Here is a 12,601-nt window from a genome sequence, read left to right as displayed (position 1 = left end):
CCATTTCACCGTGTGACCTGGCACATGTCTTCCAATCTGGGGTTCCGCGCCCGACCTCGGTCAGACCCGTTCCTGGGCAGGCTGCACAGGCATGAATAGCGGATGGGGTTCGGCGATCTGTCCCGGGGCGCCTATGATGATGAGCACGCGGGGCCAGTTGAAGATCGGGCCGGGCATTGTCGAGGGTCAGGGCGGGAGCATGGAAGATCGATTGACCGTGGATATGACGCATCAGGGCTGGCATCTGCTGGCGCGCGAGGGCGCCAGCGTGCAGCGATATCAGGTCTTGGGAGAGCGCAGTTCCGGCACCAACTTCATTCAGTGGATGATCGATGAGAATTCTTCCCTGACATACGCCAACCGCGATCCCCTGAAGGGCAACGCGCTCGCTCGGAAGGTATCGAAAACGCTTGGCCTGAACATCAAGGAAAAAAGCCTGGGACCTTACGGGTGGAAGCATGGCTTTCCCACCTTTCCCACAATCGGACGCAAGGATCTTGTCATCGTGTCCTTTCGCAATCTCTTCGACTGGCTTGTCAGCATGTATGCCAAACCCTGGCATATCGACGATGGCATGTTGTCGCTGAGCTTCAGGGAATTCATTCGGGCGGAATGGGATGCGCGCGTCGACCGGCCGACACGGTATTTCGACATGCCCAATGCGCAGGACTTCGAGGGGCTGCCGCTTCGGCTGGATCGGCACCCGATCACCGGCCAGCGCTTTTCGAACATTTTGCAGATGCGCAATCTCAAGACCCAAGCCTATCTCGGACTTGCCCATCAGGATGGCAATGTGGCCTTCTGCCGCCATGAAGCCTTCACCGCTCGGCCCGAAGCGGTGTTGCGCGACATGGCAAATCTCTATGGCTTCGGCCTTCGCAAGGCAGGCAGAAAGCCCCCCGCGCGCATGGGTGCGGAGTGGAAATATGATGCAGGCGAACGTTATCAGGAGGCGCGGTCGTCGATTAAAAACGAACGGGATTTCATCCTGAGCCAGATCGATCTCACCACCGAGGCACGGCTGGGCTATGCCTATTGAGGGTGGGCAAGCCGCATTGATTTCCCCTCGCCGGGTCGGGCGGTGACGCTGCAGGCGCAAATGACGCACCGTTCCAGGCCAATCTTTCCCGGTACGGTATGTCGTGCTAGGCTTTTCCAGAAGTAGTCTATTCGACGCCCGAGCAGTTGCGGTTCACGAAGGACGGACAACTTGCAACCTGTGCTCAGTACCCCAATCGTTTTCGCGCTTGTCCTGCTGATGGTGTCGAGGGGCCCCTATGCCGGACTGAAAATCCTCGTCGCCGTCACCCCCTTCGGAATGATGGCGGCCTTCAACCTGCCTGCGGTTGGCGGGATGTCGATTCTCGCGACGGACCTGTTGATCCTGACCCTGTTTGCGCTTGTTCTGCTGCGCGTGGGTATCGAGCGCGATTTGGCCGTCATCTTCAGGCCGGGCGGGATCGCGATGCCGCTTCTGATCCTGCTCGCATATATCATCTTTGCGACCCTGTTCTTTCCCAGGATCTTCGCCGGGCAGACAGAAGTATTCAGTCTCAGCCGCATTGCGAACAAGGAAGGGATCGTGTCGATCCCGCTCGCGCCGACGACTGGCAATCTGTCGCAGCTTTTTCGATACCTCCTTGGTCTCTGCGCCCTGCTCGCCATGGCCGTGGTGGTGCGGCGGAGGCCTGATCCGGATGCCATCCTGAGCGCGATGAAACTGGCGACCGGCATCCATATCGCACTTGGAGTGGTCGATATCATCAGCGCCGCCGGAGGGTTCTCGGCGATCCTGTCACCCATTCGCACGGCGAATTATGCACTGACCCTTGGACAGAGACTGGCGGGGATGAGAAGAATGATCGGCGGCTTCCCCGAGGCTTCGACGTTCGGATATTACTCGCTGGGTCTTTTCGGATTCTGGGTCAGCCACTGGATGTCGTCGCGTAATACCGGTCGGAAGGGATCGGGGATCTGGCTCGCGCTCTCGGCCTTTGCGCTGCTGCGTTGCACATCGTCTTCTGCCTATGTGGGGGCCGCAGGCTTCTATTTCGTGTTTCTGCTGTTCCGCCTGGCACGAAGCACCCGGATGAGCAGGGCTGGAGCCAGCATCATCGTCCTTTCTGTGGCGATACTGCCCCTCGCCGCGATGGGTGCCTATGTCGCGTATACGTTCTCTCCGGGGTTTGCGGAATTCATTGATCGCTCGCTGCTCAACAAGCTGTCGAGCGACTCGGGAAACGAACGGATGAGTTGGAATGCACAGGCCTTCCAGAATTTTCTCGACACGGCCTTGCTTGGGGCGGGGCTCGGCTCGGTCCGGGCCTCGAACTGGATTCTGGCAACGCTGGGCTCGATCGGCCTGCCGGGCATCATTCTCAGCCTGGTCTTTTACGCGCGACTGTTCGCGGCCCCGTCTTCCAGGATGGACATTGCAAGCGCGAATGTCCTGATGGCGCTGAAAATGGGCTGTCTGGCATTGATCATGCGCACGCTGGTCGTGGCTGCCACGCCCAATATGGGGTTTCTCTTTTATGTCATGGCAGGGGCCATCGTGGGGCTGACGGCGGCCGAGCCACGGCGAATGGCACAGGGTCGGTCGGAAAGGCCCGCGTTCGGAGTGAGCAGCCATGGCGCCAGCTGACAAGCGTTTCCTGGTCGTGACCCGTATCGGACCCAAAAGCCTGCATAACCGTTGGCTCGATGATCCGGCGCAATGCCAGTTCGATACGGTGCTCAGCGCCTATTCGGATACGGCAGTCCCGGTCGATGGGCCGGGTATCATCCAGGAACAGCGACCTGGCCGGAAAGTAGAAGGCTACGGCGCCTTCCTGTCCGAGCGCAAAAGCCTGTGGTCGAACTACGATTATATCTGCCTCATGGACGAGGATATCGACACGACCGCAGAAGATCTCAACCGCGCCTTCGGGCTTTGCGCCGCGCATGATCTTTTGCTTGCGCAGCCTGCCCTGAGCCATGACAGCCATTTCACCTATGCCGGTCTGTTGCAGCAACCCGCCTGGCTTCTGCGGTATGTCAATTTCATCGAAATGATGTGCCCTATCTTTCGTCGTGACGCGCTCGCGCGGGTCTTGCCCCTTTACCGGCAGGGACTGGAAAGCGGGATCGATCTCGTCTGGTGCAACCTGCTGGGCCCTGGCGCGACGAACTTTGCAGTGCTGGATGCGGTCGCGATTCGCCACACCGAGCCCGTCGGAGGCAACAAGGCCGCCAACGGCTTCACCGGCGAACGTCGATACGAGGACGACATTGCGACTGCTTTGTCGCGCTATGGCGTGCCCTGGCTAAGCTGCGTTCCCTTTTCGGCGCGCACACCTTCTGGGCGCATAGTCGAAAATCGTGCCCGTTTGTTCATCAGCGCCCTCGGGTTGCTGGCCGCGGTCCCACAGCAGCGACCTGTTTCGGGCAGGCTTCGTTTTGTCATAACGCATCTGCGGCATATGATGACTCGGGCGCCGCGCAATATCCGTGTCGAGCATCCTCCCGACGTCGCCCTCCTCGGAAATGTGGAGAATCGCAGTCGATGACAAGCCTTGCCAATGAAGCACCCGATGGTGCGCGACGCCTGATCGGCAGAACCGCTGTCGGGACGGCATGGATTCTCATCGCGCGCATTGCCGCACGGTTTTCCGACTTCATCCTTCTCATTGTTCTGACGCGGCTGCTTTCTCCCGCAGATTTCGGTCTGGTCGCGATCGCCGCATCGGTCGTCGCGATCCTCGATGTGGTGACCAACCTGCCAATGGTGACGCCGCTCGTGCGGCTCGAGCATGTCGAAAAGCGCCATCTGGACACGGCCTTCACCCTTGGTCTTATCCGCGGGCTGATCATATTGGCATTGATCGGCTTGCTGGCCATTCCCATAGCCCGCTTCTACGGTGATCCACGACTGTCGTCGCTGCTGATCGTTCTCTCACTCTCGACCGTCGTGCGGGGGCTTCAGAGCCCGAACATGGCCCGCCTGTTCAAGACGCTGCAATATCGCCAAACCTTCGTGATAGAGATTGTGGGCAAATGTCTGGGCGTCGCTGCCGCTATCGGCTTCGGCCTCGCGACGGGCAGCTATTGGGCTTTGGTCGTGTCGCCCATTGTCAGTCGGATCGTCGGCCTTCCGATCTCATATCTTTATGCCCCCTACCGGCCCGCCCTGTGCCTGAGCGAGATCCGTTATTTCTGGGATTTCCTGGGCTGGCTGTTTCCGTCGCAAATCATCGTTGCGGCATCCTGGCAGTTTGATCGGCTCTTCCTTGGCCACTTCGTCGCCCCTGCAACCCTGGGTCTCTATAGCGTCGCGAGCAACCTGACCTCGATCATCGAACAATCCATCCGAACCTCGGTGACCAATCCTCTGATCTCTGGCTTCGTCCTCGCCGGATCTGAACGCGAAAGGCTGCAACGGGGCTATGTGATTGCGGATAACGCCATCTTGATCTCGGCGATCCCGGCCTATCTTATCCTCTTTTTCTTTGCAGAGCCCCTAGTCCTGTTGGCCTTCGGAGAGAACTGGCTGTCAGTGGTGCCGCTGTTGAAATGGCTGGCCCTGGCGCAGGTTCCGGCACTGTTTCGCATCCCGTTCCGTCCGCTGGCAATGGCGGTCGGTCGGACCGACTATGTGTTCATCGTCTCTGTCTGCTCCCTGCTCTTGCGCATACCGGCGGTTGCGGTGGGCTGGTTCGTCGCCGGGATCGAGGGGGTCATCTTCGGCATCGGCATTTCGGCGGTGCTCGTCGCCGCTGTGGCGATGTTCTATATTCGTCGCATCACCAAGATCTCGCTTACGAAGCAGCTGGCGGGCTCTTGGCGCATTCTCTCGGCGACCGTCCCGGCCGCCCTTATCGCGTGGCCGGCCACGGTCGTACTGCATGGTTTGACCGGGCTGACGCTTGCTGTTGCGCTTGCCGGAGCGTGCCTTGCCGTCAGCATTGTCTATTTTGGAACGATTTTTCTGCTGTGGTACAGTTCGGGCCTGCCGGACGGAGTCGAGGCGAAGATCATGGTGCAGTTGCGCGCCCTGTTGCGCAAGGCGAGGGTTGGCGCAAGATGAAGGGCGTTCTGTCCGTTCAAGCCGCGCGCGATGGCTTTGCAATTCGCCGGCAAGATCTGAGCGACAGGCAGATTTCCCTGATGCCGAACCTGTTTCTCATCGGAGCCGGGAAATGCGGCACGACCTCCCTGCACTCGTACTTGAGCGCCCATCCCGAGATCACCGGATCGCGCGAGAAGGAGCCGTCGTTCTTTGTAGAACTTTCGGAACTGCGCTCTCGGCAGCTCATGGAATCGATGCGCCCCGAGGCGAGGGACCTCGACGCCTATCTCGACCTCTTTGCGGGCCCACCCACCCGATACCGAATGGAAGCCAGCCCCACCTATTCGAGCTATCCGATTTTCACCAATGTGCCCGAGCGGATTGCGGCTGCCTCGCCGCACGCGCAGATCATCTACTTGGTTCGAAATCCCGTCGACAGGACGATCAGCCATTACTGGCAGGATCGAAAAATCCTGAAGGAAAACCGGTCGCTCAGCGAAGCTGTTGCCGATCCCGACAGCATCTATCTCTGCACGAGCGACTACAAGCGACAGCTGGACCGCTACCGGCCTCACTTCGACAATATTCACATTGTCGCTTCGGAAGAACTCCGCGCCGCGCCAGAGACCACCCTCGCGGGGCTGTTTCGCGCCCTGGGGCTGCCGGAGCACAGGCTGGATCCGGCCGATCTGGCCGAACGCAACACGACGGCGGCCACCACGCGAATGGCGCGTTTTCCCTTGGTCACGACGCTGCGCGACACGCCCACCTGGAATAGATTGCGCGCGCGCCTGCCACGCGGCGTCCTGCGGGCCCTGCGAAAGGCAACAGTGAAGGAGGTTCCGCGCCGCGCCGAGGAAGAGAACGAGGTCAGGGCAGCGCTTCGGGACCATTTTCTTCCTATCATCAGGGAGTTCGACCAAACCTATGGCACCTGCCTATGCACTCGATGGTTTGGCGATGAAAAGCCATCGTGATACAGCAAGGCAGGGACGGCAATCCATGGTCGCATGTTCGATGAGCGGCATGTATCTGTCACCCGCCGTCCGGGCGGCAGCGTGGCTAGCCAGCCAACGTGAGGCGACCGACATTGACGATGACGAGCGGTTCGAACCCAAGGGCGCGCCGCCCGGATTGACGCCCTCTGGCCATCCGATCTGGAAGATCCCCGGCGCGCGCCCCTTTGCCCGACCCATAAGGCTCACCAAGGGCTGGTTTCGTGAACGACGCTCGCGCAGCCTGACTTCGGCGATGGGCCCGACAGGCCTGATCTTTGTTCATGTCCCGAAAAATGCCGGCTCCTCGGTGACCGAATGCCTTTATGGCGGCACCCTCGGACATCATTCCATGCAATTCTTACGCGGAGCTTTGCCCAGACAACTTTCGGAACGCGCTTTCAGCTTCGCAATCCTACGCGATCCTTACGCCCGTTTCCGGTCAGCCTTTGCCTATCTGAAGACCATGCCGACCTTTGCCGCCGATATTCGCTTCCGGGACAATCACCTGGCGGATATCGCCGATTTCGAAACCTTCGTGGCCCGCCTGGAAGACCCCTCCTTCCGCCGCGTCGTGACGAAGTGGCATCATTTTCGGGAACAATGTGCTTTTGTGTCGGATTCACATGGCCGTCTGCTGGTGGATGCCCTGTTTTCCATGGAACGGATGGACACGGTTCAGGCGATGCTGCACGCCTGCCTGCCACAGGAACGCATCATCGGGCGGAGCAATGCGTCTTCCCTGGGAAAGCCTGAATGTGCCGGAGCCGAGATCGTTGCCGAGCTTTTCGCCGAGGATATGAGGCTTTACGAGCGGTTGTCATCAAGCCCGATCCAGGTCCTTCGCACGCCGAAGTTTCGAAACCGACTTCGGCCAGAACGCTAGGATCTGGGATTGGGTCCAATCTGTGGGGCGATCGTCAAGATTGCGCCTAGGCTGTCGGCGGACCGATGGTGTTTGCGGATCATCTGGGCAATCAAGATCTCGACAAGGTTCATGGCGGCGCCGCGCCCCTTGACAGACGAGCCCTGCCCACGGCAACTTTTTTCTGTGCTTGTTTGGTCCCCGCCACGCTGACTGACCAGCACCGCCAGGATCATGCTTGCGAATCTCTTCGGCACGGCAGCGGTGGGGTGCGAAGTCGTGGACAAAAGAATTTCAGCGATATTTGTCGGGTCATTCATTCTGGCCGCCAGTGCCTCAGCGGCAATCGCGAACACGACCGATACGAAGTCGCCCTTGCCAATGGCGTCTGGAATGGGTGCTGGCCCCAGCTTGGCGGCCGCGTCGAATTTTGGACATGGCTGGGAGCCCGATCTCTTGCGTCGTGCCATCGATCTTGGAGTGACCGATTTCCGCGACATCATCTATTGGAGCAAGGTGGAGTCGGAAAGTGAAAGCTATAGCTTTGACAAGCTCACGACCATCTATCCCGAAGAGATTGCGGCTTCCGGCGGACGGATGAGCCTGACGCTCAACTGGGGCAATGAACTGCACGACGCAGGTGAAACCCCCTTCACGCCTGAGGGACGAGCTGCCTTCGCAAGGTTTGCCGAGGCCGCGCTTGACGCTCATCCCGCAATAAGTGCTGTGGAAGTCGGCAACGAGTTCAATGGCCAGAATTTCGTGACAGGGCCCGTCAAAGACGTCTCACGCGAAGAGCGTGCGTCCCAGCATTTCGAGCTGCTAAAGGCGGTCTATCTGCGGGTGAAGGCCAGCCATCCGAAAGTGGCTGTTTTGGGCGGCGCAGCGCATTCGATCCCTGGCGGATATATATGGCCATTGCTGGATCTGGGCGGGGCCGATTACATGGATGCACTTGTTCTGCACCCCTATACCACACCGCCCGAGCAGCTTGCCCGCCAGATTGCCGTGCTGCGCCGTCATCCTCAGGCAAGTGATCTCCCGCTCCAGGTGACGGAATTCGGCGAAAAGGGCCGTGCCGAGGCACCTAGTTTCCTCATGCGCATGTATTGCGCCATGGCCCTTTCCGGGGTCGAGCGCGCCGCCTGGTATCCGCTGCATGACCGTGGCGACGGTCTTGAGCCACTTATAGACACCCACTCCGGCCGCCCGACCGACACGGGCCGCGTCTTTGCGCGTGTGCAGAAGATGATGGCCGGTCGCCCCGTCCGGGATGTCAGTCCGGATCCGTTCACCATCGCGTGCCTGTTTGGCGAAGACACCCTCGTGATCTGGGGCGCGCGACGGGCCGTCTGGATTGCCGATGGAATCGAGGCGACGAATGCGCTGGGTGTGACGCTCGACAAGGTCCTGCTGGAACTCTCGGAATCCGATCCGATCATACTCACCGCGGACGAGCGCATCGTTTTGGGGGAAGATGTCAAGCTCGAGCCAACCGGCATCCTGGCTGATAGCTATCATCAGTTTTCCTACCCGACGGAAGACGAAACGTTCGCATCTGCCGATCCTTTCCAGAGGTTCGCGCGGCATAAAGATCGCCGCGTCCCGCTTCGGACCATGCCAGGCCAGGAAGCGCAGGGTACTCCGTGGACGCCTTATCTGGGCAACCGCCACTATCGACCGGCACGGTTGCTGGCGGATTCCCTGGTTCCGGGTGGGTCTGACACGAATCCGGTCGAAATTGTCCATCGTTACGTCGCCGACACCAAGCGTGTCGTGGCCCTCGAGGCAAGCTGGAATCCTTCCGAACGGAGCCAGGACGGTGTCGAGATAACGGTTCTGCTGAACGGCAAGGTACTTGAACACAAATCATCTGTGCGGGATCGCTATAGCGTCGCCCTGCCCGAGATTCCGATGTGGCGCGGCGCGCGGCTTGACATCGTCGTGGGACCAGGAGGCAATTCGAGTGGCGATGTCACTGAATATCGCATTGTCCTGCGGGAAGCGAGGTAAGCAGCAATCCAGTTCAATTCTAATGTTTTAGACGGTCAGACGAGCGCCCCGTTCCCACACGACGCCGACGCGAAGGTTATTCTGTGATCAAGGAGCGATCCGAACCGTTGGTATGTCTCAGGGCCACGCGCGTATGCGGGGGAGGAAAGCGTCGTTCTGAGAGGGAATCTCGCAGTCAGACGATGAACGGGTCGCTCTATACGCTGGCATTACTTCTTTTCGGCTGCGGGTATCATGTGCAACGGCGAAGTGCGCCGAAAGTCGCAACCTGTCCTTCGCCACCCCGCCGGCCTGCCTTGTCATTCCCGACTGGACGGCGCCGCGGATGTCAGGGTGTCTTTGATCAGTGACTTGCACGGCGGTCAGCATCAGTCCGGCCGGATGAACGACGCCGCATAGCCCCTCGACAAACGGCCGACAGATTGTTTCGCCAAAATCTGTGCAGGCATTCTGAACCTGCGGACCGGGAAATCCGATGAGGACGGTTCGAAAGATCAAGCTTCCGGCGCAGGGCAAAGTCCGTCCCCGCATTCCCATCATATCTCTGCGCAGGACGTCCCCGTCACCAGTTCTCGGGGCAAATGCGCGTGTCGGGATGTCCGTCAGGACGAACCGGGCACAGGACGGCCATCACGGATGAGACCCCAGGCCGACTATAGTCGCGCCTTGGAAAAGGTAACGGATGGGCTGTCCGTCCGGAATTTTGAGCAAGCGTTGTAAAGATGGGAAGAATCTGATCCAAACCGACGCAATCTCTTTTGTTGAACTGTTCTACGCTTTCGGCAATATCTGCCGAATGTTCATCTTGTCGAGTTTGGGAACCAATTTCAGGCAGCTGGCTGCATCGCAGGTTAAGACCGCTTTGCTTCAGGCATTTCTTGAAACATCGCTCGCCGACTCAGAGAAATAGGAATAACGACCTCTATGTCGCTGTGGCTCTTCGTCCCTCCCTTCATCATCTCGGCCTTGCTGACAGCAGCTTTTGCCTTCGCCACCGGTGTCGGTTTCTGGATATGGTTGTTGACGACCTGGTTGTTCGCGGCCCCGCTCACCCTGATCTGGGCAGCAATCTGGGTGCGGGTCCGCGGACGCCGCCGAGCGTCGGAGAAGCAGAGCGCCAAGCGCTCAGCTTAGAAAAAGACGACAAGCACGGCCTATCGCGCTCCGCTCAGAGCGCCAGTCAAGAAATAGCGAGCGGTGCGCAACAGAATGACGATATCCGTCCAGTTTCCGGCATTTTCCACATACCAGACGTCAAGGGCAACCCTGCCTTCGTAGGTCGTGGTCGATCGTCCTCCAATCTGCCAAGGCCCGGTCAAGCCCGGCTTGACAGAAAGATAGTGGTTCCTGTGCACCCCGTATTTCACCAACTCCTCACCGGTGACAGGGCGAGGCCCGACCAGGCTCATTTCGCCGCGAAGGACGTTGAAGAGTTGTGGCAACTCATCAAGGCTACTTAGACGCAAGAGCTTGCCGATCCCCGGAATGATGCGAGGATCATCCTGAAGCTTGAAATGCGTGTACCAATGCTCTCGGGTGACTGGGTCCCTTCTCAGAAGGGACTGCAGCACCTCCTCCGAATTTCGCACCATGGTACGGTATTTCAAGCATCTGAAGCGCCTGCCGTTATAGCCGATCCGTTCATGCCCAAACAGCACCGGCCCGCCATCACGCGCCCAGATCAATCCGGCAATCAATAGCATGAGCGGCCCGAAAAGCATCAGAATGAAACAGGCACCCGACAAATCGAGCAACCGTTTGACTGTCAAGCTTCGGACACCGGAAACATCAGGGTGAGAGATTAGGCAGTCCGCACCTTCCGCGAATTCGACCAGTTTGCCTACCTCAATCCGGCCGTCGATCTCTTTAATCCCGTTGGTCATAACACCCACCAGAACAAAGTACTCGGAACAGCCTTAACTCTACCAGAAGGCGTGACCGTCATGTCAACCTTTCTTCACGGATCCGTGCAAGCCTGCGCAAAGCTTGGACGAGCTCAGGCAGAAACTCTGTTCTGTTGCGAATATTTCTATCGGTTCAGATCATCTTCATCCGTTCCGGGCAAATGTCAGGTGGTCGCGGATGGTATTGTCACTCTCGCCACGATCCAGATGATTCCCTTCGCTCGAATTGGTCGGGGGCTAAGAAAGAAGCCTTCATTGAGAAATGGATTTCGGCCCTCGGATTTGTCGGATGTGCGCTTCCTCCAAAAAACATCACCAACCGAAGCATGAGTTTTCCGCCAAGATTTTCTGCCTGTGAGAAGTGCGCGATCGTAGGAAGACGAGCGATTTTTCAGACCCGCAGATGGCGTTCGTCCTTGAGCAGGGTGAGTAAGGCACACGGGTCGCGAAGATCTGCCGGACGTCGCGATGCGGCCACTGAAGCAATTCGACGTCGAGACCAGGCGGCGGAAGAAGGTCGTGACCGACCTGTTGCTTAACAGGAGAGGTGCAGGTGGTCATCCGCCCGTGGCCCGGCGCCATAATGGTCCGTGGGCCGTAGCGCAGCGAACTCCCAGTCACGGCGGCGCCGCGGACCAGCCGCGTGCAGGAACCGGTCTCCGGCCGACGACATTTCGGCCCTCGCCGCCGACCCTTTGCGAGAGTGCATCTTGGTGTTGGGTCTGCTAAGATATGGGAAGAGGACGGTTCGGCCCGGCAGCTTCGGGCGGCGCCGGGATCTCCGGCTGACGCCTTGCCCGGTACCGGGCCCTCCAGGAAGGGAGGATGCAGCCATGCACCGAGAGACAATTGGAAATCCGCTGAGTTGGAGTGCGCAAAGGCTGGCAAAGCTTGGTCGCAGCGCCGGGGAGGCGATGGACGGAATTGGCAGCCACGACACGACCCTGCCCGGCATCAACGACATCGGCCCGCGCGATATCGGGGCGGCGCTTAGAAGGGGCATAGATGATTTCGCGGCATTGCGCACCGATGTCGTCATCGCTGTGGCGCTTTATCCGCTGATCGGCTTCGTCATTGCTGCCTGGGCGCTGAATGCGGGGCAGCTCCATCTGCTCTTTCCGCTGGCGGCGGGCTTTCCGCTGGTGGGGCCGGTCGCGGCGATCGGCCTTTATGAAATGAGCCGGCGGCGCGAGCAGGGCGAAGACGCCAGTTGGACCGCCGCGCTGGCCACGATCACGGGCCGGGTGCTTGGGCCAGTGCTGTCGCTAGGTTGCCTTCTTGCGGCTATCTTCGCTCTTTGGCTTTTCGCTGCCCATGGGATATGGGCCGTCACCCTCGGACCCGAGCCCTATGACAGCCTTTCGGGTTTTCTGCGCGCGACATTCACCACCAGCGCCGGTTGGATGATGATCGGCATCGGTTGCGGAGTGGGCTTTCTGTTCGCCGCAATCGTGCTCTGCCTGAGCCTGGTGTCTTTTCCCATGCTGATTGACCGCCATGTGGGCGTGCCCGTGGCACTGGCGACCTCCCTTGCCGTTGCGCGCCGCAATCCCGGCGCGACGGCGCTTTGGGGGCTGATCGTCGCCGTATCGCTGGTTCTGGGCATGATTCCGCTTTTCGTGGGGCTGATCGTTGTGCTGCCCGTTCTGGGCCACGCGACATGGCATCTTTACCGGCGCGCCGTGGCCTAGCCGTTCGGTTGCGGGGCCGTCGTCGCGGGGCCGCGAATGAGGTCGCGGCGAGGCAGATTGCGCGGGGTGCTGTCCTTGCCGCGTGT

General features: G+C 59.7%; 10 protein-coding genes. 8 read left to right on the top strand and 2 right to left on the bottom strand.

Annotated elements, in window-relative coordinates:
* The first annotated feature begins 136 nt into the window (after window positions 1–136).
* From RGQ15_RS15275 to RGQ15_RS15250, 6 genes are all read left to right on the top strand, one after another.
* Window positions 137–1,039 carry a hypothetical protein gene (locus RGQ15_RS15275; protein ID WP_311161393.1) on the top strand — a complete coding sequence of 301 codons (903 nt, stop codon included), beginning with the start codon at window positions 137–139 and terminating at the stop codon, window positions 1,037–1,039.
* A gap of 171 nt (window positions 1,040–1,210) precedes the next feature.
* Entirely contained in the window at window positions 1,211–2,644 is a 1,434-nt protein-coding gene (locus RGQ15_RS15270; RefSeq protein ID WP_311161392.1) for a hypothetical protein, read from the top strand.
* Entirely contained in the window at window positions 2,631–3,548 is a 918-nt protein-coding gene (locus tag RGQ15_RS15265; protein ID WP_311161390.1) for a hypothetical protein, read from the top strand. The genes RGQ15_RS15270 and RGQ15_RS15265 overlap by 14 nt, the downstream gene beginning before the upstream one ends.
* The gene (locus RGQ15_RS15260) at window positions 3,545–5,065 is read left to right on the top strand and encodes an oligosaccharide flippase family protein (protein ID WP_311161388.1); all 1,521 of its coding nucleotides are present in this window, start codon (window positions 3,545–3,547) and stop codon (window positions 5,063–5,065) included. Before RGQ15_RS15265 ends, RGQ15_RS15260 begins: the two co-directional genes overlap by 4 nt.
* Window positions 5,062–6,024: a sulfotransferase family protein gene (locus RGQ15_RS15255; protein ID WP_311161387.1), complete on the top strand. Its 963-nt coding sequence runs from the start codon at window positions 5,062–5,064 to the stop codon at window positions 6,022–6,024. The genes RGQ15_RS15260 and RGQ15_RS15255 overlap by 4 nt, the downstream gene beginning before the upstream one ends.
* Window positions 6,008–6,928: a sulfotransferase family 2 domain-containing protein gene (locus tag RGQ15_RS15250; protein WP_311161385.1), complete on the top strand. Its 921-nt coding sequence runs from the start codon at window positions 6,008–6,010 to the stop codon at window positions 6,926–6,928. Before RGQ15_RS15255 ends, RGQ15_RS15250 begins: the two co-directional genes overlap by 17 nt.
* Here RGQ15_RS15250 and RGQ15_RS15245 read toward each other — a convergent pair.
* On the bottom strand, window positions 6,925–7,377 hold the full coding sequence (locus tag RGQ15_RS15245; RefSeq protein WP_311161384.1) for a hypothetical protein: 453 nt from the start codon (window positions 7,375–7,377) through the stop codon (window positions 6,925–6,927). The genes RGQ15_RS15250 and RGQ15_RS15245 overlap by 4 nt on opposite strands.
* Between RGQ15_RS15245 and RGQ15_RS15240 the strand changes: the two genes are divergently transcribed.
* Window positions 7,364–8,920, top strand: a complete 1,557-nt coding sequence (locus RGQ15_RS15240; RefSeq protein ID WP_311161383.1) for a hypothetical protein — start codon at window positions 7,364–7,366, stop codon at window positions 8,918–8,920. The two genes, RGQ15_RS15245 and RGQ15_RS15240, sit on opposite strands and share 14 nt — an antisense overlap.
* A 1,154-nt stretch (window positions 8,921–10,074) precedes the next feature.
* Here the strand turns inward: RGQ15_RS15240 and RGQ15_RS15235 are convergent.
* A complete protein-coding gene (locus RGQ15_RS15235) occupies window positions 10,075–10,803 on the bottom strand; it encodes a sugar transferase (RefSeq protein WP_311161382.1) in 729 nt (242 codons plus the stop codon).
* A gap of 854 nt (window positions 10,804–11,657) precedes the next feature.
* On the opposite strand from RGQ15_RS15235, the gene RGQ15_RS15230 reads away from it, so the two are divergent.
* Window positions 11,658–12,515: a DUF2189 domain-containing protein gene (locus RGQ15_RS15230; protein WP_311161379.1), complete on the top strand. Its 858-nt coding sequence runs from the start codon at window positions 11,658–11,660 to the stop codon at window positions 12,513–12,515.
* The last annotated feature ends 86 nt before the right edge of the window (window positions 12,516–12,601 follow it).

Source organism: Paracoccus sp. MBLB3053, from assembly GCF_031822435.1.
In the GTDB taxonomy this organism is placed as follows: domain Bacteria; phylum Pseudomonadota; class Alphaproteobacteria; order Rhodobacterales; family Rhodobacteraceae; genus Paracoccus; species Paracoccus aurantius.
Note: the sequence above shows the minus strand (reverse complement) of the source record. Positions and strands in the feature narration are given on the sequence as shown.

Excerpts from the sequence above, each read along its gene's own strand:
- RGQ15_RS15245 (WP_311161384.1), bottom strand. The coding sequence starts at position 7,377 with ATGGCACGACGCAAGAGATCGGGCTCCCAGCCATGTCCAAAATTCGAC.
- RGQ15_RS15260 (WP_311161388.1), top strand. The coding sequence starts at position 3,545 with ATGACAAGCCTTGCCAATGAAGCACCCGATGGTGCGCGACGCCTGATC.
- RGQ15_RS15275 (WP_311161393.1), top strand. The coding sequence starts at position 137 with ATGATGAGCACGCGGGGCCAGTTGAAGATCGGGCCGGGCATTGTCGAG.
- RGQ15_RS15265 (WP_311161390.1), top strand. The coding sequence starts at position 2,631 with ATGGCGCCAGCTGACAAGCGTTTCCTGGTCGTGACCCGTATCGGACCC.
- RGQ15_RS15235 (WP_311161382.1), bottom strand. The coding sequence starts at position 10,803 with ATGACCAACGGGATTAAAGAGATCGACGGCCGGATTGAGGTAGGCAAA.
- RGQ15_RS15250 (WP_311161385.1), top strand. The coding sequence starts at position 6,008 with ATGAAAAGCCATCGTGATACAGCAAGGCAGGGACGGCAATCCATGGTC.
- RGQ15_RS15230 (WP_311161379.1), top strand. The coding sequence starts at position 11,658 with ATGCACCGAGAGACAATTGGAAATCCGCTGAGTTGGAGTGCGCAAAGG.
- RGQ15_RS15255 (WP_311161387.1), top strand. The coding sequence starts at position 5,062 with ATGAAGGGCGTTCTGTCCGTTCAAGCCGCGCGCGATGGCTTTGCAATT.